This is a genomic window from Pseudomonas sp. GW823-FHT02F05 (assembly GCF_058797315.1).
This window is the reverse complement of sequence record NZ_JBXAJM010000021.1, coordinates 54,271-72,985: the sequence shown is the minus strand read 5'-3', so window position 1 is coordinate 72,985 and position 18,715 is coordinate 54,271. Positions and strand designations below refer to the sequence as shown.

The window sequence follows — 18,715 nt, the reverse complement described above, 5'->3', positions numbered from 1 at the left end:
AGTGGAACCATCTGGGCGGGCCTGACCACATATGGACACTCTCTTCCTGTACTGGCCTGCCCATGAAAGTCGAATCTACCAACGAAGTGCCAATGACCCCGCGGGTGGAACTCCCCACCGCTAGCCCGGCCGCCAAACCTGAGCCAGGCCAAGGTGTCGATGATCTTTCTCTGCACTTCAGTCAGGAGGTGGAATCCAGCAGTCGTACGTTGGATAAGCGTGTAATTGACGTGCGTGTGCCTCCTGTCCAGGTGCTCGCGCAGCTCTATGAGCAGTTGGGGCATCCGGCCCAGGAAAGCTTTGCCGCGGTAGTACGTCGAATCAGGCAGAAATTACTCACGCAACCCAGCATCGATACATTGCTGGAGCTCACTGGCGGTGATCCGGCGCGCACCTTCGTGGTACTCAAGGCGGTGTGCGGGCAGGCCGAGGCCGACGTGCGCAACTCCGAAGCCGACCTGGCGCGGGATGCAATTGCCAAGCTGGAGATCCGCTTCAAAGGGGAGATCCAGGCGGGCCTGAATATTGCCATGGCCTTGCATAAGAAGAGTGGCGATCCAGAAGAGCTCCAGGCGCTGCGCGCGCTCTATTACGCCAGTGTGGTGACACGGCAATCCCTGGCGACCATGATGCACGCGCTGCTCGGCATCTACAGTGACGACCGTTTTGCACATGGGTTGAAAATGATGTCCAGCGCCCTGACGGCCGACATTGCCGCCCATGTGTCCTCCGTCCCTACGGCAATGTTGCGCACCTTGCTGACAGGACTGGGCAAATGTGGCGCATTGAGCGGGGTGTTATGCAGCTGTCGTGAGCTGATTCAGAACCTTGCAATCGAAATGCATGCGGTAAGCCTGCTGCGACGCATGCTGGGTTATGCAGACACCGGCATCGTGACAAATGAAGTCATGCGCCTGGCTGAAGATATGGGGGCCAGCACATCAAAACTCGTGTCTCTCAATGCGCTTTATAAGCTGTTTCAAAAGTTGCCCGAGGCCTTGTGGCCGGATAGCAAATCACGCCAAGAGGCGCTGCACAATTTTCTGCTGGTGATGGACGAGCTTGCTCGCCTCGAACGCATACGCCCTGGTTTTCCTAATTCGACTATCCTGGCGTGAGCGTGCTGTCCACCCTCAACGGTGTACTGCTCAAGGTGGCGCAGCGTGCCGAGGTCTTGGGCGCGGTGGTGATCATGGCCATTGTGTTCATTTTCATCGTGCCGCTGCCTACCTGGCTGGTGGACATTCTGATTGCGCTGAATATCTGTATTGCCTGCCTGTTGATCATGCTCGCGCTTTACTTGCCCGGGCCTTTGGCGTTCTCTTCCTTCCCGTCGATTTTGTTGCTGACCACCATGTTCCGCCTGGCGTTGTCGATCGCAACGACGCGCTTGATCCTGCTCGAACAGGACGCCGGCGATATCGTTGAGGCCTTCGGCAATTTCGTAGTGGGCGGCAACCTGGCTGTTGGGATGGTGATCTTTCTAATCCTGACCCTGGTCAACTTTCTGGTGATCACCAAGGGCTCTGAGCGGGTTGCCGAAGTGGCGGCGCGCTTCAGCCTGGACGCAATGCCGGGCAAGCAGATGTCCATCGACAGTGACTTGCGTGCCGGCTTGATTGACGGCGTGCAAGCGCGGGACAAGCGTGAGCAGTTGTCCCGCGAGAGTCAGCTGTTCGGGGCCATGGATGGTGCCATGAAATTCGTCAAGGGGGATGCCATCGCGGGGTTGATCATCGTTGTGGTCAACCTGTTGGGCGGCTTCTCCACAGGTATGTTCCAACATGGCTTGAGCGCCGCCGACTCAATGGCGCTGTATTCGGTGCTGACGATTGGCGATGGTCTGATTGCGCAGATACCGGCGCTGTTGATCTCTCTCACCGCCGGCATGATCATTACCCGCGTGGCACCGGAAGGGCGCAAGGGCATCACGAACATGGGCGCCGAGATCGCACGCCAGATGACCAGTGAGCCCAAGAGCTGGATGATCGCCTCGGTGGCCATGCTTGTGTTTGCGATCGTGCCTGGCATGCCGACCCTGGTGTTTATTCTGCTGGCGATGATGACCGGCGCCTTGGGTTATTACCTCGACCGTCGGCGCCGACGTGAAGCGCAGCCAGAAGCCGAAGCCGTCGAAGCCGTGCGGCCTGAAGAAAATGGCAAAGAGGATCTGCGCGGGTTTGATCCGTCCCGGCCCTATCTGCTGCAGTTTCCCTCGGCTTTGCGCGGCACGCCTGAGGTGACCGATCTTATTCACGGAATCCGTCAGGTTCGAAATTCCCTGGTTGCCAATATTGGCCTGACGTTGCCGCCGTTTGAAGTCGAGATCGATGACTCGCTGGACGATGATGAAATGCGCTTCTGCGTCCATGAGGTACCCATGGTCAAGGCGTCGGTGGTCCAGCACGTTGCCGTGGAGCGCAGCGCCCTGACGGTTGAGCCTGAGCATGGCGTACCGGGATTGGCCGAGCGCAATGAGCAGGATTGGCTCTGGCTGCCACCCGACGACCCACTGCTCAATGATGCGCAGTTGGAGCGCTTCACGGCGACGAGCCTGATCGTCGACCGCATGAAGAAGGCGATGATGCTCAGTGGGCCGCAGTTCCTGGGGATTCAAGAGAGCAAGTCGATCCTCAGTTGGCTTGAGAACAACCAACCCGAGCTGGTGCAGGAACTGCAACGCATCATGCCGATCTCGCGCTTTTCGGCGGTGCTGCAACGCCTGGCCAGCGAAGGGGTTCCGCTGCGCGCCGTGAGGTTGATTGTCGAATCGCTGATCGAATATGGCCAGCACGAACGCGAGCCGGAAGCACTGGCTGACTATGCGCGCATTGCCCTCAAGTCGCAGATCTACCACCAGTACAGCGAGGCCGATGGGCTGCATGCCTGGCTGTTGTCACCGCATACCGAAAACATCCTGCGCGAGGCGCTGCGCCAGACCCAGACCGGGGTGTTCTTTGCACTCGACGGCGATAATAGCGCTGCGCTGGTCAACCTGCTCAACCAGGCCTTCAGCGCACGGGCAAAAATAAAAAGTGTGTTGTTGGTGGCGCAGGATTTGCGCAGCCCCTTGCGCACCTTGTTGCTTGAGGAGTTCAACCATGTGCCGGTGTTGTCTTTCGCCGAGCTGGGGAGCACTTCCAAGGTCAAGGTGCTGGGGCGTTTTGACCTTGGCCAGGATGAGTTGATGCACGGGACATTGGCATGAACACAGCGCTACTTGCAGAGTACGGGGGGACGTACTGATGTTCGAACTCCGAGTGTTGGATGGTTTGCATCAAGGGGCCGCGCTGCCTCTGTTTGGTGAGCAGTGGAGCCTTGGCGCCAACGCGGACGCTGATCTCTTGCTGGATGATCCCGGTATCGCCGAGCACCACGCGCGCCTGCTATTGCTCGAAGGGCGCTGGTCGGTGCAGGCTGAAGCGGGGCTGCTGAAAAACGGCGATGGGCAAATGTTGGCGCAGATCGGCGATCTGGCACTCAACACGCCGTTTATGATTGGCCCCGTCAGCTTGTGTGTCTGCCCTGCCGATCATCCTTGGCGGCAGGCATCGGTGCTCAAGCCGCCCCGGCCGGCAACGGAGCCCTTGCCCCAGGCGCCATTGCCGCTGACGCTGTCTTCCATTCCCTTGTTGCAGCAAAAACGCTTGGTCAGCCTGGTTCTGCTATGCGCCGTGATCATCGCTGCGGTCGGCATTATCTTCAGCGGTGAGCGTGAGGCCCAGGCATCGCTGATGCCGGCGGTCATTCAGAAACCCGGGTTGGACTCACCCGCTGAGGTGCGTCAGCAACTCATGAAGATGCTCAACGAACGTGAATTGCTCCAGCGCGTCAGCTTGCAGATCGTCAATGGTCAGATTGCCCTCAATGGTGTTGTTTCCCAGGATGAAGTGGAACTGATTGCGCGCATGCTCGACCGTTTTGCCGAGCAATTCGACACTGTGGTGCCGGTGCTCAGTCGCGTACGGGTACGCGAAGGCAGGCTACCGTTCAAGATCTCGCAGATAGTGGGTGGCCCGAATGGCCACGTGGTGCTGGAGGAAGGAAGCCGCTTATTCGTGGGTGATGAAGTGGATGGCCTGCGCCTGGTTTTGATCGATAACAGCAAAGTGGTTTTTGACGGCGAGCAACGCTATGAGGTGGGCTGGTGAAGGGGTCGCTGCAGGAGCGTCTGGAGGCCTGGCAACTGAACCAGTCACAGGCGTTGAGCAGTTTCGCGCCGGTGACAATGCTCGGTCGTATCCAGCGCGTGAACGGCATGCTGCTGCAGTGCCGGTTGCCGCAGGCACGTATTGGTGACCTATGCAAAGTCGAAAAAGGGCCGGGCGACTACATGCTCGCCGAGATCATCGGGTTCGATCAGCGCGATGCGGTGCTCAGTGCCCTGGGCAACCTTGAAGGCGTGCGTGTAGGCGCCAGCGTCGAGCGGTTGGGGGTTCCGCATCAGGTCCGGGTCGGTGATGAGTTGTTGGGGCAGGTGCTGGATGGTTTTGGCCGCCCGATTGCGGGCGATGGTGTGAGCGCGTTCGTGGAAGCGGACACCCCTGGGGCGACCACAGTGTTATGCGAGGCGCCTCTTCCTACCGAACGGCCGCGGATCAACCGCGCACTGGCTACGGGGGTGCGCTCGATTGATGGCCTGATGACTCTGGGGGAGGGCCAGCGTGTCGGGCTGTTTGCCGGAGCCGGTTGTGGCAAGACCACCTTGTTGGCCGAAATCGCCCGTAACGTGGAGTGCGATGTGATCGTATTCGGTCTCATCGGGGAGCGGGGCCGGGAACTGCGCGAGTTTCTCGATCATGAACTGGATGAGCAGTTGCGTGCCAAGGCCGTGTTGGTGTGTGCAACCTCCGACCGCTCAAGCATGGAGCGCGCGCGTGCTGCGTTCACGGCAACTGCGCTGGCCGAAGGTTTCCGGCGCAAGGGCCAGAGGGTGCTGTTGCTGATCGACTCTCTGACCCGTTTTGCCAGGGCCCAACGTGAAATCGGCCTGGCTGCCGGTGAACCCTTGGGGCGCGGTGGTCTGCCGCCGTCGGTCTACAGTTTGCTGCCACGTCTGGTGGAGCGTGCCGGCTTGACCCGTGAAGGCGTGATCACGGCCATCTATACAGTGTTGATCGAACAGGACTCCATGAACGATCCGGTAGCGGATGAGGTGCGCTCTCTGCTCGACGGTCATATCGTCCTGTCGCGCAAGCTGGCCGAGCGCGGCCATTACCCGGCGGTCGATGTCCTGGCCAGCCTTTCGCGGATTCTAAGCAATGTTGCCGAGCCCGTGCATATCCGTGCCGGCACGGCGCTACGACGCTTGCTGTCGGCTTACCAGCAGATCGAGCTGATGCTCAAGTTGGGGGAATATCAGCCCGGCAACGATGCACTCACCGACCTGGCTGTTGACAGTCGGCAGGCGGTAGATGGCTTTCTGCGCCAGGACTTGCGCGAACCTTCGCCGCTTGCCGCCACCATGGACCAATTGGCTGAGCTGACCGCCCATGTCCCATTCTGAAGTGTTACCGGCTGAAATCGATACCCTGCGACGTTTGCGCCGACACCGTGCAGACCGCGCCGAGCGTGCGCTGCGTGAGGCAAAAAGGGCGCAGCAAGCGCTGGTCGCGCATATCCGGGAAGCGCAGGAAATCCTCGAGCAAACCCGCCTGGAAGAGGCCCGGCAATGCGCGCAGCTGTTGAGTCAGCACCAGGGGCAGGTGGTGACGTTCAAGGCGCTGAAAAACTGGAGTGCCAAGGAGCGGCAATTATCGGCGGGTACCCGGCGTGAAGAAGGCCAATTGTTGCAACTCCAAGAGCAGCAGCAAGAGCGGGCTGCACGGGTCGGCCAGGCGCAGAAACACGTCACCTTGTGCTTGCGCCAGGTAGAAAAAATACAAGAGTTATCTGAGTTACTGAGGCAGGAGCCGATATGAAACAGGTTTCAGTTAGTCCGCCTGAACGTCAGCGTCCGCGCGAGTCTCGCGATGATCGTGCACCTGAATTCGGTACCCTGGTGCCTTGGGAGCAAGGGCGATTGTTCGCCCGGTTGTTTGACGATGGGGGCCAGGACAGCGGGGGGTATGGAGCGTCTCTGAATGGAATCAAAGCCTCGGGCGATGTCGCCATGATCGGGGCACTGACCGAGCAGTTGGCGCCGCGAATGCTCGTTGGTTCGCAATGGCCGTTGATGGCTGTTTTTCACCTGGGCCGCCTGGGGCGGATCAACGCCAGTATCCGCCGGGAGCAGGGGGGCTGGAACGTCGAGCTGCATGCAGAGCAAGACAATACGGTGCACTGGCTCAGTGGTGTACGCCAACAATGTGAGCAACGGTTGGCGCAGAGCCTGCGCCAGCCTGTCAGTTTGTATCTGGCAAAATCGACGTAGGCATGATGCTGCCACCTTTGATACTTCCCAGATTCAAAACCGATATTGCGGTTGCCCGGCAGCGCTTGGGGCAAGGGTTGTGTATGCCGTTCGAGGTCGCTGGGTCGAGTGGCGAGTTGAGAATGGAGCCTGGTACTGCTCCTGTGGGCATCCAGCCGCTCTGCTTCGAAACCGCCTGTGGCGTCTTGGCCTTCAGTGAGCCAGGACCACAGTTCAGCTTGATGGGTGAATGCCCCGTGACGCTCGAGCAGGCCGGGAATGATCCGGACGCCTGGTTCTGGGAGTTGTTCCAGCATCATCTGAGCCCTCAGGTGCAGGCGTTGTTTGGGTACCTGCGTTTGCTGCCAGGCGCTCGCCCCATGAACTTTGGTTGTCGACTCTGCGTGACGCTTGGGGCCTCTCGCGTGGCGGGCTATCTGTGGCTGTCTGTCGAGAGCTTTCTGGCGCTATGCAAGGCGGGGCCGTGGCGATCCAGGGCTGAGCCGATGCCGGCGCAGTTTCGGCTGGCGGTTGACGTAACGCTTGGGCACCTGCGGTTGTCCATGCACCAGCTGCGCGGCTTGCGGGCTGGTGACGTGCTGGTGCTTGAGCGAGCCTTTTTCAGTGCGTCGGGAACCGGCCACGTGCAGGTTGGCAAACAGCGCCTGGTGGGCTGGATCGACGCTGAATCCGGGCCGATGCGTCTGACCCTTACTTCTATCGAGGATATGTTTGTGGATGAGGATTTTGCAACACAGCCCTACTCAGAGCATGAGGATGAAACAGCGGTGATGGATGTGTTCGGGCATGAACCATTCGACGAGCTGAGCATGGCGCTCAATGTACGGTGCGGTACGCTGAACCTGACCCTCGGCGAATTACGCAACCTTGCGCCCGGCGCGGTGTTGGGGGTTGCCGGCTATGCCCCCGGCACTGCCGGTCTCTATTACGGCGACCGCCCCCTCGGCCTGGGCCAGTTGGTTGAAGTGGACGGGCGACTGGGGCTGCAGATGTCTCGCGTGATCTTTTCTCGATGAATAGTTTCCAGGGAATAGATCCGGTCGTCCTGGCAATATTTCTTGGGGCACTGTCGTTGATGCCCATGCTGTTGGTCGTCTGCACGGCGTTCCTGAAGATCGTGATTGTGCTGATGATCACCCGCAATGCCATCGGTGTGCAGCAGGTGCCTCCGGGCATGGCCATCAATGGTATTGCCCTGGCGGCAACCCTGTTCATCATGGCGCCTGTAGGTTATGAGATGGCCGAGATCGTCAAGGTGTCGCCCCTGGACCTGACCAGCGTAGGCGCACTCCAACAGACGGGAATGGAGGCGATCAAACCATTGCGCACCTTCATGCTGCGCAACAGTGACCCGGATATTCTTACCCACCTGTTGGAAAATGCCATGCGCATGTGGCCGGCGCAGATGGCGCAGGAGGTCCAACGTGAGGACCTGATCCTGCTGGCGCCGGCCTTTGTGCTGTCACAGTTGCAGGCGGGGTTCGAAATCGGCTTTCTGATCTATATCCCTTTCATCGTGATTGACCTGATTGTTTCCAATCTCCTCTTGGCTTTGGGTATGCAAATGGTCTCGCCCATGACCATTTCCCTGCCGCTCAAATTGCTCTTGTTCGTGATGGTCTCCGGGTGGTCGCGGTTGCTCGACAGCCTGTTCTTTTCCTATCTCTGAGTGACCTATGGAACCCATCGTACTGTTCAAGCAGGGCATGTTGCTGGTAGTCATGCTAACGGCGCCGCCGCTGATCGTGGCGGTGGTGGTGGGGGTCATGACCTCCCTGGTGCAGGCACTGATGCAGGTCCAGGACCAGACGTTGCCCTTCGGTATCAAGCTGGTGGCAGTGGGGATCACCCTGATCATGACCGGTCGCTGGATCGGTGTGGAGTTGATCCAGTTGATGAACTTGACCTTTGACATGATCGGTCGATCGGCCCTGCACTGAGGTCTGCCTGTGCTGTTATATCTTGAATATTTGCCCTCCCTGCTGGTCGCCATGGCGCGTATATACCCCTGCGCTTTCCTCGTGGCGGCATTCTGTTTTCAACATATACGCGGCATGCTGCGGCACACCATTGTGGTGGTCATGGCACTGCTGCCTGCACCTGCCATTCATGTCTTGCTGGAGGGCCAGGAACACTCGGCGCTGATGCTCGGAGGGCTGGTCCTCAAAGAGTTGGCCCTGGGGTTATTGCTGGGCGTGTTGCTGTCGATGCCGTTCTGGCTGTTCGAGTCGGTCGGGGCGTTGCTGGATAACCAGCGGGGCGCTTTGGCCGGTGGTCAGCTCAACCCCTCGCTTGGGCCAGACGCGACGCCGGCCGGGCATCTGTTCAAACAATTGGCGATTTTTTTGCTGATGGCCAGTATGGGCCTCGGGGCGTTGACGCAGGTGATCTGGGACAGCTATCTGCTCTGGCCACCGACGGTGTGGTTTCCACTGCCCGCTGCCGATGGGTTCGATGTATTTGTCGGCCTGCTTGGCGATACCTTCACGCACATGATGCTCTACGCTGCCCCCTTTATTGCGGTGCTGCTGTTGCTGGAGTTCGGCATCGCGCTGCTGGGGGTCTACAGTCAGCAATTGCAAGTGAGTACGCTGGCGTCGCCCCTCAAGAGCCTGGCGGGTATCGGTGTGCTGTTGTTGTATTTTGCGTTGCTGCAGGACCTGATCGTCGGGCGCATGGGCTTGCTTAAAGACCTCAAGCACTCCCTGGGCGTGTTCTTCAAGGTCTCGCTGTCATGAGTGATTCGGGGGAAAAGAAGCACCCCGCATCAGCCAAGAAGCTGCGTGATCAGCGTAAGAAAGGCCAAGTCGCCCAAAGCCAGGATGTGGGTAAGCTACTGGTGCTGACAGCTATCAGCGAAATCGCCTTGTTCACCGCCGAGAGCAGCCTGCAACGTTTCCAGCAGTTGATGCTGCTGCCGATCACGCGTCTGTCCTTGCCTTTCCCGCAGGCGCTGGAAGAAGTGATGGTCGAAGGTTTGATGTTGTTTTTCTCCTTCGCCCTGTTGATGGCCGCGGTGGCGATTATCACGAAGCTGGTCAGCAGTTGGATGCAGTTCGGGATTCTGTTCGCGCCGGACGCCTTGAAGCTCGACTTCAATCGTCTCAACCCGCTCAGCCAACTCAAGCAAATGTTTTCTGCCCAGTCGGTAATGAACCTGTTGATGAGCATCGTCAAGGCAACACTGCTGGGCCTGATCCTGTACGTGGTGATCTGGCCTTCCCTGGGGGCGTTGATCAATATGGCCACCAGCGATCTGCAAAGCTACCTCCTGGGATTGATCGCCCTGTTCCGCTATCTGCTGCATGCCTGTCTCGGGTTATTGCTGGTGCTGGCGCTTATCGACCTCGCAATGCAGAAATACTTTTTTGCCAAGCGCATGCGCATGACCCAGGTCGAGGTCATGAAAGAGTACAAGGACATGGAGGGCGATCCCCACGTGAAGGGGCAGCGCCGCGCCCTGGCGCAGCAATTGGCCCAGGAGGAGCCGAAGGTCAAGCTGCCCAAGCTGGAGGAGTCCGATATGCTGGTGGTCAACCCGACGCACTTTGCCGTGGCCTTGTATTACCGCCCCGGCAAAACGCCGCTGCCCCTGCTGGTGAGCAAAGGGACTGATGATGACGCCCGTGCGTTGATCGCTCGCGCCAAAGCGGCTGATGTACCGGTGATCCAGTGCGTGTGGCTGGCCCGTACGCTGTATACGAACAAGCTGGGGGCGACAATTCCTCGTGAAACCCTGCAGGCCGTGGCATTGATCTACCGCACCCTGCGCGAGCTTGATGATGAGGCCAAGCGTGAAACTCTGGAGTTGCCGGAGCTTGACCTGCGTTGATCAGCGCCGGGTACGCGCATCCAGGGTTTCAAGGTTGGCCAACGACAACATTCGGCTGAGGAGCCTGTCGAGCAGGTTGGGCTGTGGGGGCAGTGCATGCCAGATCACCAGCGCGTCCTGTGCGTCAATGTAGATAAAGCAGCCATCGAATGCCACGGCCTGCTCGAAACGCCGCTCCAGCGCGTTCTGCAATTGTGAGGCTTGCAGCGCCTCGCGAGCCACGTGCAGGGCCAGACCCTGACGGGTTCCGGCTTGCATGTTGCTGGCTGTTACCCCCGGGCCAAGCGTCAGGTGGGCGGCAGAGCCGCCCACCAGGCTGTCGAGGAAGACCTGGCGTTCATCGGCCGGGGTTCCCTGGGCGCTCATCGTTCCAGCGACACCGTCTGATAGTCCGGACGCTCTCCGGCAGGGCCGGGTTCGACGCGCGTTTGTGAGGGCCACCAAATCACCAGCTTGTCCTTGGACGATTGCGGACGTGAGCAGGAGTCGCCCTTGCACGTGGGCGTACAACCGGCGACGAGCAGCGCCGCGCCGATCAGGGTGACGTACAGCGAGCGATGTTTCATGGCTTGGCCTTTTGAGTTGGAGTGATCAGGGAGGGACGGGGCACGCTGATGTGTTCATCCTTGACCACCGGGCGCATGGCGATAAACACTTCTGCTTCCTCGCCCGGCTTGAGCCAGGCGCGGGGCCAGACACTCACGGCCAGGGTTTGCGAAGTACTGCATTCCTTTTCGTCGATGCGCACATTGCGATTGAACTGGTTGCGCAGCACCACCACGGCTACGTTGTACTGCGGGCCGGCGTACCACTGGCTGCGCTCGGTGTTCAGCGCCAGCAAGTTGCGGGTACTGCACAAGGTGTTCAGCCCCAGGGGCATCGGCGCTACCTTGAAGGCTTTGGGCACTTGCCCGGTGACCAGGTGCGCCAGGGTACTGATAATGTCGCTGCGCTTGATCACTGGCTGGTGAGGGTCGTAGCGCCTGGCCAGGGGGGTGAGAGCGGCTTGCAATTCGACCTGGTCTGCCTGGGGCAGGTAGCGTGAAGGGTCGGTCTGGTCGCCGATAACGCGTGGCGTGAGGATAAATAGACGTTCGCGCCGATTGTTCTGTCGTTCAGTGGAGGAAAACAACGCCTTGCCCAACAGCGGAATATCCCCCAGCAGGGGTACTTTGCTGTGCTTGTCGGTGCTTTCGGTGACGTGGAAACCACCGACCACGAGCGAACGTTTTTCGGCCATGATGGCTTGGGTGCTGACTTTGCCTCGGCGTACATCGAAGCTACCGGGAGTAGGTTTGGCCTCTTCGAAGTTACCGTCCTCGATATCTACCAACAGCTGAATCTGATGGCCACCACGGCTCGTGATGACGCGGGGCACGACCTGGAAGCTGGTACCCACGGTGATCGGTAAAATCGTAGCGTTCTGCCGACCGCGAGTCAGGTATTGGGTCCGGTTGAAATCAATTACCGCTGGCTGGTTTTCCAGTGTCAGGACTGACGGATTGGACACCATGGTTGCCAGGCCCTTGGCTTCCAGCGCGCGTATCTCCGCGTCGAAACGACCGCGGTTTTCAATTGTCAGCTGAGCGTTGCCGGAAATCATGTTGGCTGCGCCACTGAAGCGACTGTTCTGAAAGCCCCATCTCACCCCGAATTCGCGCAGTTGCGTGCGCTCGATGTCGAGGATGATGGCATCGATTTCCACCAGTTTGCGTGCCACGTCGAGCTGGGTGATCAGTTCGCGATACATTGCCTGCCGTTCCGGCACGTCATAAATCAGGATGGCGTTATTGCGCAAGTCGGCTTCGACGCGGATACGGGCAGGGCTGAGGGGGACCCGCCGGGTGATTGACATGCCCGTATCGGTCGAGTCGTTCAACCCGGTTGTCGGCGTGGAGCCGAGCATTTGCCCCAGCAACGGGTTGCTCAAGCGTGGCACCACCGGTGTGATGAACGGGGGCTGGGTGATGGAGCGTTGAGACTGCGCCGAAGACGATGAGGGTGAGCGCGGTTCCAGGAGCCCTCTTAGTATGGTGGCTACACCGGGGATGATGATTTTTTCGTTGCGATATTCCATTTGGCGATCCGCCGCGCTGGCGAATTTCAGTGGATAGCTCAGCACGCTCTGTTTTTCATCCGTAGAACGGCGCTGGCTGCTGAAGCGCTTGATCTGTTCGATATAAACCTTCGGGCCGGAGACCAGCACAACACCGTCTTCCGGCAACTCGCCCCAGCCGAAACGACTGTCGAGCAAGCCTATATCGGTCAGCGCTTGTTTGAGGTCCGCGATGGTCTCGGAGGAGACTTCCAGGCGCGCGGATTCTTGCTGGTCCAGGGTGCTGATATAGAGGGTGTTGTTATACATATACCATTGGAAACGGTGTTCGACCCCCAACCGGTCGAGCAATGATTGCGGCGTATTTGCGCGTATCTTGCCGTTGACGTTACCTTCGAGCAGGCCCTCGACCTGGAGCTGAGTACCAAATGTCTGGGCAAAATCCTCCAGCACTTCGCGCACTGGCTTGTGCTGGGCTTCATAAGCGTAGGCCGTGTTCTTCCACTCAGGAGGTATTGCGGCCAGCGCGCTATCCAGTGGTAGCAGCCACCCAGGCAGCATAATGAGCCAACACCAGGCGGCGCGGGGAGTAAAAGCAGGTACGTGAGGGCGCAAGCGTTTGTGCTTGTCGTTTTTATCAGGCATGGGAAAGTCTCTGGTTAGTACGGTGTCGAGCGCAGCGACGTGGATATGAATGTGCGTACAGGCCGCGCCTGGCGCGCGACGACGGCGCGCCAGGTGTCGCGTTGGTTGAGGAGGGACTCGAGACACTTCGCCAGTGCTTCGCCGTGCCCCCTCTCCACGCATTGAATAAGCCAAAGCGCACCGGTGGTCGGCGCCAATGCAACTGCACCGTGAAAATAGCTCAGGCTAGGGCCTCCCAAGCGCATCCAGGTGCGCAACTGGGCTTTGTGGTCACCCGCCTGGGTCAACTGGACCTTTACCAGCAGTCTGTTCGAAACGCGTTGAAAGATGATTTCGTCGTCGCTCTCAAACAAGGTGAGCTGCTCTTCGTGGCCATTCAGCCAACCGGCAAGGAGTGCTTGCAACTTATTGCACGCCATCCAGCGCTGTTTTGAGCAGTGTATGTCTGGAGCGCGTGTGTTCGTTGAACGCGATGACAGAGAGCTTCTGTTGTTTCATGAGGTTGCTGAAGTAATCGATATCTGCATCGAGCGCTTCCGGATCTTTATAGGCCGTATTCACCCGCTTGATATCAGCCTGAACTTGCCTCAATAGATGGTTTTTCAGGTTTCCGTGAAAGTCCATGATTTTTACTCCAGATGTGTCTGAACTGTGTGGCGGGTTGATTGCCACCAGTTCCATCGGAAGAAATTTTTTTAAAGATATCGCCTGCCTCTACCGCTATGTTCCTACACGTTTGTAAACAATATTTCTCGCATCGAGGCCCAGTCGATCCGAAAATCGCCTTCATCTGTTTCCAGTAACAGCGATTGAGGTTTGACCTGGTCATCGGGGCGAAGCTTCCAAGGTGTAGAGCCCAGCTGGACCAAGGCTTGGGCTATCTGCTCATGCTCGAGCGGGTTGCAAACCAGGGTGGCCTTCATAGGTGGAATTTGCGTCGTTACCAACTGTTTGACCAATGCCGAAAGGCGCTTTGGGGGAGGCACTTCCTCCAACAGGCAGTGGAAGGCTCGGTTGGCGATGGATGTTGCGTAGTGTTCGAGGTTGTCACACATCGCCTTGCGTTGGCGCTCCCACGCACTGAGTTGCGCGTGGGCGCGTGACCAGAAGTCGAGGCGGGCCTGCTCAAGCATTTCTTCACGATGCTCAACCGCCTGGCGCAGCAGCTCTTCAGCTTGGGCCCGTGCGCTATCTAGCAACTGCGCGGACTGAAAGCAATCGGTGAGCATCTCCCGGGTAATCAGTACTTTTGGCTGCCCGGAAGCGCCGTCGTGCAATTCGATTTTGCGTTGGGTCAACATAGACAATGCTCTGGTGTGTTGCCGTTAACGACGAGTTGTTTCACTACCCGTTGCGTCGATACGCCAGACAATCGCCTGCCACAGCGTATTGAGCCGGCCATGCGCATCGTCAAATGGCAGGTGTGTGGTTTCAAGTGCCTGCACCCGGTCAGGCGGCAAGCGCAGACGAAGGCGTTGCCAGACAGCAGGCTCGACCCAGGCCCTCAGCAATTGCATTGGATCATCCTCCGGCTGCAACAGGGCGTCAGGGTGTAGCGCCTTGGCAAGGCGCTCACACCACTTGCGGTGTTCATCGCACAAGGGGCTGTCGAGGTTGGGATGGCACGTAAGCTCCAGCAGTGCTATCGCCAGATCGAACTGCTCCCGTGAAGCCAGGGCCAAACCAAGCACCGTTGCACAGGGAGGGGGAGGCAGGCATGGCTCGATGCCCAACGCTGCGCACGCCAGCGCGGGTTGGCTGCGGCACAAGGCGGGTACTGCGTGGTAGGCGTGAGCGCTGGTCGCGTCCGGGTGCGAAAACTGCCACGGACTGGCCCACCATTGGGCCCAGGCCAGATGATCACTCATTCGCTAGAGGCGCTGGGGCTACAGGTTCCTGCCTGGATCGTTGGCTTCGTATGCGCCAGAACAGCGCCAAGGCGAGTGTCAGTATCGCGCCGATAACCAGAGCGCTCATAGCGGTACGCCAAAAACCGACGTCTTCCTCAGGGATCAGGAACGGACCGAAGTAGCTCAGGCGTTGTTGTTCCTGGTAAGCCGTTGCCGGTACAAAAACCACCGTGAGCTTCTGCGCGTTATCCAGTGCAGTGGTCATGCCAGGAATACTACTGGATACCATCCTGCGTACGCGCGCGCGGATGCTGTCGGGCTCCAGTCGTGGGTCATGTTTGATGAACACTGAGGCGGAGGCGGGTTGGACGGGCTCACCGGGAGCCACGCGTTCGGGCAGCACCACGTGCACACGAGCGACGATGACCCCATCGATGTTTGACAGGGTCGCCTCCAACTCCTGGGACAGGGCATAGATATACCGGGCACGCTCTTCCAGTGGCGTAGAGATGACGCCCTCCTTGCGGAAGGTGTCCCCCATCGTGGCACGGGCGACCTTGGGCAATCCGACCGCTTCCAGTGTGCGAACGGCGCGGCTGATATCGGCTGCATTGACACGCACCACGACGCCGTCCTTGGCAGGCACTTTTTGTGCGCGTATGTGTTTGTCAGCCAGTTCCGCGATGACCTCATTGGCATCCTGCTCGGAGAGTTGGCGATGCAGTTCGACACTTTCGCCGCAGCCGCCCAGCATCAGCGCCAGCGAGAAAACTAATCCGACGGATAGAAAACGAGTCATTTTTTCCTACTGCAGGTTGCTGATTTTTTCTAGGCATTGCGCGCCCTTGCCGACGCACTTCACCAGGGTTTGGGTCAGTAGAATGGAGTCTGAAAGATTGGGGGTGTAGTTGAGCCGATTTTTTTCTTTGAACTCATTGTTGAAGTCCTTGAGACCTCGACTCATACCACTTTTAGCCTTGTCCAAATACTGCAAAGCGTCGGTCAGTGCGTTCGCGGATGGCGTGGCGGTAACCCGTTGCATCGAGGGGGCCAATAACGCGCTGAAAAAGCTCGCATCTTCGCTGTGGTGCGTAGGTTGGGTAGGGGACCTGTGGGCTGTAAGGCCGTTTTGATATTCGCGTAATACGTCGACTTCTTCTATTTGCATATGGACCTCTAAGGGGAAACCCGCCCTTTGATGACCAAGGGCGGTGAAGCTATTTAACGCAGCGCGTCGTTGTTCTTTTTCTGCTCACTGATCCTGAATGCCTCATTGCTTTCTTTCATGGATTCGCGAAGCAGTTGCTTCCTTTCTGCCTTAAGGTCTGCGTTTTCGCCACCGGTGACCGGGGGGTGGTAGCTTTGCGGGTTGATGCCAGAAATACTCATAGTGATGCTCCGCTATCTAAGAAATGACATTTGAGCCTTGATGCGTAGTTGCAATAGTGTTGCTGCCGATAGGCACTAAATATATCAGGCTCATCCTTGTGTGGTTCAGGCTCGAATATGGTTCCCGCTTTTACTTAAAGGGTGTGTCTGAAGGTGTCTTCGGTGTGGGCTGAGCAGCGGGCTACTGTATATCTAGTTGTTTCATTCGGTAGTAAAGCGTTCTCTTTGCCATGCCCAACTCTACAGCCACCTCGTCCACACAGTAGGTATGACGCCGCAGCGACTCTTCAATCAGAGCTTTCTCGATTTGTTGCAGGCGTTCTTTCAGGTTGGTGGGTTGGTTTGTAGCGTTCGAGGGCGAGCTTGATAATGGCGCCAGACCCAGCACGAAACGTTTGGCAGTCGAGCGCAGTTCACGCACATTCCCCAGCCATGGATGGCACAGCAACTGTTGGACTAGCTCACTGCAAGGGTTTGGGGCGAGACACTTATAGTGCTCGGCTTCCTCTTGAATCATACTCAGGAACAACGGGACGATTCGGTCACGGCGATTGCGCAGCGCAGGCAGATTGATATTTACGACGTTCAGGCGGAAATACAGGTCGCGCCTGAACTTTCCCTGCTCGACCATCTCATGCAGGGATTGTTGCGCAGAGGCGATGACTCGCATGTCCACCGGGATAAACCGGGTTGAGCCCAGGCGTTCGACGCCACGTGACTCCAGCACACGTAGCAGTTTGGCCTGCATGGAAAGCGGCATGCTGTCGATTTCATCCAGATACAAGGTGCCCAGGTGTGCGGTTTCGATAAAACCCGCACGTGATTGCACTGCTCCTGTATAGGCGCCGCTGTTGACGCCGAACAGTTGGCTCTCTGCGAGGCTTTCCGGGATGGCGGCGCAGTTCACTGCGACAAAATGACCTCGTCGCCCCGACAAACGATGGATTCGTTGGGCCAGGGTATCCTTGCCAGTACCCGTCTCCCCCAACAACAAAATATCGATATCGAGCGCTGCGGTACTCTTGAGCGTACGTTCGATATCCAAGGTTTCAACAGAAGGGAAGTATGTCTCATTTGTTGTCTTGTAAGAGGCTGACATAGTCAGGGTGCTCCACTATCGCTATCACTTCACTGTTGATAGAACGCTGTTGGCGTGCGGTCAGTAGAGCGCAAATAATCAAAAATGTCATCGTGCTTATTAGTATGAAAATACTGCGCGAGAGCGTGTCAAATATTAACTATGTCAGGGCGCTGTATTGTTCAAGTGCATTCTTGATGGTTGTTGAATCTTTAGTGTAGGAGAAGACTTAAGGCTTGAAGGATTCATCGTTTAAATCGATCAAGGGTTATGAGTGATTAAGTTTTCTAGGTGTGGGGCTTTTAGTTGGGTGGCAGGTAGAAACAGGAGGCAATAAAAAACCGACGCAATGCGTCGGTTTTTTTGTATCGGGCAGAGGTTCAGCTAACGCTTACACGTTGAAACGGAAGTGCATCACATCGCCATCTTTGACAATGTAATCCTTACCTTCCAGGCGCCACTTACCGGCTTCCTTGGCACCGGCTTCACCCTTGAACTGGATGAAGTCGTTGTAAGCGATCACCTCAGCGCGGATAAAGCCTTTCTCAAAGTCGGTGTGGATCACGCCAGCCGCCTGTGGCGCGGTAGCACCGACCTTGACGGTCCAGGCGCGGACTTCTTCGACACCGGCGGTGAAGTAGGTCTGCAGGTTGAGCATTTCGTAGCCGGCGCGGATTACGCGGTTCAGGCCAGGCTCTTCCAGGCCCAGGGCCTCGAGGAACATGTCCTTTTCTTCGCCGTCATCGAGCTCGGCGATTTCCGCTTCGATCTTGTTGCATACCGGAACAACGATGGCGCCTTCTTCGTCGGCAATGGCCTTGACCACGTCGAGCAGCGGGTTGTTCTCAAAGCCGTCTTCGGCAACGTTGGCGATGTACATCACAGGCTTGGTGGTCAGCAGGTGGAAGCCCTTGATCACGGCCTTCTCATCGGCCCCCATATTCTTCATCAGGCTGCGCGCCGGTTTGCCTTCGGTAAAGTGCGCGATCAACTGCTCCAGCAGGCCCTTCTGGACCACTGCATCCTTGTCGCCGCCCTTGGCGTTACGCGCGACTTTCTGCAGTTGCTTTTCGCAGCTGTCGAGGTCGGCGAAGATCAGTTCCAGGTCGATGATCTCGATGTCGCGCTTGGGGTCTACGCTGTTGGAGACGTGAATCACATTCTCGTCTTCAAAGCAGCGGACCACGTGGGCGATAGCATCGGTTTCGCGGATGTTGGCCAGGAACTTGTTGCCCAGGCCTTCACCTTTCGAGGCGCCGGCGACGAGGCCCGCGATGTCGACGAACTCCATGGTGGTCGGTAGGATGCGCTTGGGATTGACGATGGCCGCCAGTGCGTCAAGACGCGGGTCCGGCATTGGTACGATGCCGCTGTTGGGTTCGATGGTGCAGAAGGGGAAGTTCTCCGCCGCAATACCGGACTTGGTCAGGGCGTTGAACAGGGTGGACTTGCCGACGTTGGGCAGGCCGACGATGCCGCAATTGAATCCCAT

The 18,715-nt window shown here is 58.1% G+C and carries 23 protein-coding genes; 11 read left to right on the top strand and 12 right to left on the bottom strand.

Annotated elements, in window-relative coordinates; all coding sequences use genetic code 11:
• Positions 1-62 precede the first annotated feature (62 nt).
• From AC1RAC_RS22910 to sctU, 11 genes are read left to right on the top strand one after another with little or no spacing between them, the layout of a single operon-like run.
• Positions 63-1,118, top strand: a complete 1,056-nt coding sequence (locus AC1RAC_RS22910) for a TyeA family type III secretion system gatekeeper subunit (RefSeq protein WP_054921795.1) — start codon at positions 63-65, stop codon at positions 1,116-1,118.
• A complete protein-coding gene (sctV, locus tag AC1RAC_RS22905; RefSeq protein WP_054921797.1) occupies positions 1,115-3,208 on the top strand; it encodes a type III secretion system export apparatus subunit SctV in 2,094 nt (697 codons plus the stop codon). Before AC1RAC_RS22910 ends, sctV begins: the two co-directional genes overlap by 4 nt.
• Before the next feature lie 37 nt (positions 3,209-3,245).
• The gene (locus tag AC1RAC_RS22900; protein ID WP_034128103.1) at positions 3,246-4,151 is read left to right on the top strand and encodes an FHA domain-containing protein; all 906 of its coding nucleotides are present in this window, start codon (positions 3,246-3,248) and stop codon (positions 4,149-4,151) included.
• Complete coding sequence (locus AC1RAC_RS22895; protein WP_034128102.1) at positions 4,148-5,506, top strand: FliI/YscN family ATPase; 1,359 nt, start codon at positions 4,148-4,150, stop codon at positions 5,504-5,506. The genes AC1RAC_RS22900 and AC1RAC_RS22895 overlap by 4 nt, the downstream gene beginning before the upstream one ends.
• Positions 5,493-5,921, top strand: coding sequence for a type III secretion system stalk subunit SctO (gene sctO, locus AC1RAC_RS22890; protein ID WP_054921802.1), 429 nt, complete (start codon positions 5,493-5,495; stop codon positions 5,919-5,921). Before AC1RAC_RS22895 ends, sctO begins: the two co-directional genes overlap by 14 nt.
• Positions 5,918-6,373 (top strand): type III secretion system HrpP C-terminal domain-containing protein, encoded by a 456-nt coding sequence (locus AC1RAC_RS22885; protein WP_054897141.1) that lies wholly within the window; start codon positions 5,918-5,920, stop codon positions 6,371-6,373. Before sctO ends, AC1RAC_RS22885 begins: the two co-directional genes overlap by 4 nt.
• A gap of 2 nt (positions 6,374-6,375) precedes the next feature.
• Positions 6,376-7,389 carry a FliM/FliN family flagellar motor switch protein gene (locus tag AC1RAC_RS22880; protein WP_492617013.1) on the top strand — a complete coding sequence of 338 codons (1,014 nt, stop codon included), beginning with the start codon at positions 6,376-6,378 and terminating at the stop codon, positions 7,387-7,389.
• A complete protein-coding gene (gene sctR / locus AC1RAC_RS22875; protein ID WP_034128098.1) occupies positions 7,386-8,042 on the top strand; it encodes a type III secretion system export apparatus subunit SctR in 657 nt (218 codons plus the stop codon). The genes AC1RAC_RS22880 and sctR overlap by 4 nt, the downstream gene beginning before the upstream one ends.
• Positions 8,043-8,049: 7 nt before the next feature.
• Positions 8,050-8,313, top strand: a complete 264-nt coding sequence (sctS, locus tag AC1RAC_RS22870) for a type III secretion system export apparatus subunit SctS (protein ID WP_034128097.1) — start codon at positions 8,050-8,052, stop codon at positions 8,311-8,313.
• A gap of 9 nt (positions 8,314-8,322) precedes the next feature.
• Positions 8,323-9,111: a type III secretion system export apparatus subunit SctT gene (gene sctT, locus AC1RAC_RS22865; RefSeq protein WP_492617012.1), complete on the top strand. Its 789-nt coding sequence runs from the start codon at positions 8,323-8,325 to the stop codon at positions 9,109-9,111.
• Complete coding sequence (sctU, locus tag AC1RAC_RS22860) at positions 9,108-10,205, top strand: type III secretion system export apparatus subunit SctU (protein ID WP_034128095.1); 1,098 nt, start codon at positions 9,108-9,110, stop codon at positions 10,203-10,205. Before sctT ends, sctU begins: the two co-directional genes overlap by 4 nt.
• On the opposite strand, the gene AC1RAC_RS22855 is transcribed toward sctU, so the two are convergent.
• The 12 genes from AC1RAC_RS22855 to ychF form a co-directional block, all read right to left on the bottom strand.
• On the bottom strand, positions 10,206-10,571 hold the full coding sequence (locus tag AC1RAC_RS22855) for a hypothetical protein (protein ID WP_034128094.1): 366 nt from the start codon (positions 10,569-10,571) through the stop codon (positions 10,206-10,208).
• Complete coding sequence (hrpT, locus tag AC1RAC_RS22850) at positions 10,568-10,771, bottom strand: HrpT family type III secretion system protein (protein WP_054897139.1); 204 nt, start codon at positions 10,769-10,771, stop codon at positions 10,568-10,570. Before hrpT ends, AC1RAC_RS22855 begins: the two co-directional genes overlap by 4 nt.
• On the bottom strand, positions 10,768-12,906 hold the full coding sequence (sctC, locus tag AC1RAC_RS22845) for a type III secretion system outer membrane ring subunit SctC (RefSeq protein WP_492617011.1): 2,139 nt from the start codon (positions 12,904-12,906) through the stop codon (positions 10,768-10,770). Before sctC ends, hrpT begins: the two co-directional genes overlap by 4 nt.
• Positions 12,907-12,920: 14 nt before the next feature.
• Positions 12,921-13,310, bottom strand: a complete 390-nt coding sequence (locus AC1RAC_RS22840; RefSeq protein ID WP_034128091.1) for a type III secretion system chaperone — start codon at positions 13,308-13,310, stop codon at positions 12,921-12,923.
• Position 13,311: 1 nt separating this feature from the next.
• Complete coding sequence (locus AC1RAC_RS22835; protein WP_034128090.1) at positions 13,312-13,530, bottom strand: hypothetical protein; 219 nt, start codon at positions 13,528-13,530, stop codon at positions 13,312-13,314.
• 104 nt (positions 13,531-13,634) lie between these two features.
• Positions 13,635-14,207 (bottom strand): type III secretion system stator protein SctL, encoded by a 573-nt coding sequence (gene sctL, locus AC1RAC_RS22830; protein WP_492617010.1) that lies wholly within the window; start codon positions 14,205-14,207, stop codon positions 13,635-13,637.
• A gap of 24 nt (positions 14,208-14,231) precedes the next feature.
• The gene (locus AC1RAC_RS22825) at positions 14,232-14,774 is read right to left on the bottom strand and encodes a hypothetical protein (protein ID WP_034128088.1); all 543 of its coding nucleotides are present in this window, start codon (positions 14,772-14,774) and stop codon (positions 14,232-14,234) included.
• On the bottom strand, positions 14,767-15,555 hold the full coding sequence (gene sctJ, locus AC1RAC_RS22820; RefSeq protein WP_054897135.1) for a type III secretion system inner membrane ring lipoprotein SctJ: 789 nt from the start codon (positions 15,553-15,555) through the stop codon (positions 14,767-14,769). Before sctJ ends, AC1RAC_RS22825 begins: the two co-directional genes overlap by 8 nt.
• A gap of 6 nt (positions 15,556-15,561) precedes the next feature.
• Positions 15,562-15,924 carry a hypothetical protein gene (locus AC1RAC_RS22815; protein ID WP_057977397.1) on the bottom strand — a complete coding sequence of 121 codons (363 nt, stop codon included), beginning with the start codon at positions 15,922-15,924 and terminating at the stop codon, positions 15,562-15,564.
• 53 nt (positions 15,925-15,977) lie between these two features.
• Entirely contained in the window at positions 15,978-16,145 is a 168-nt protein-coding gene (locus AC1RAC_RS22810) for a hypothetical protein (protein WP_034128085.1), read from the bottom strand.
• Positions 16,146-16,326: 181 nt separating this feature from the next.
• Positions 16,327-17,244 (bottom strand): sigma 54-interacting transcriptional regulator, encoded by a 918-nt coding sequence (locus AC1RAC_RS22805; protein ID WP_054897133.1) that lies wholly within the window; start codon positions 17,242-17,244, stop codon positions 16,327-16,329.
• 370 nt (positions 17,245-17,614) lie between these two features.
• A complete protein-coding gene (gene ychF / locus AC1RAC_RS22800; protein ID WP_014716830.1) occupies positions 17,615-18,715 on the bottom strand; it encodes a redox-regulated ATPase YchF in 1,101 nt (366 codons plus the stop codon).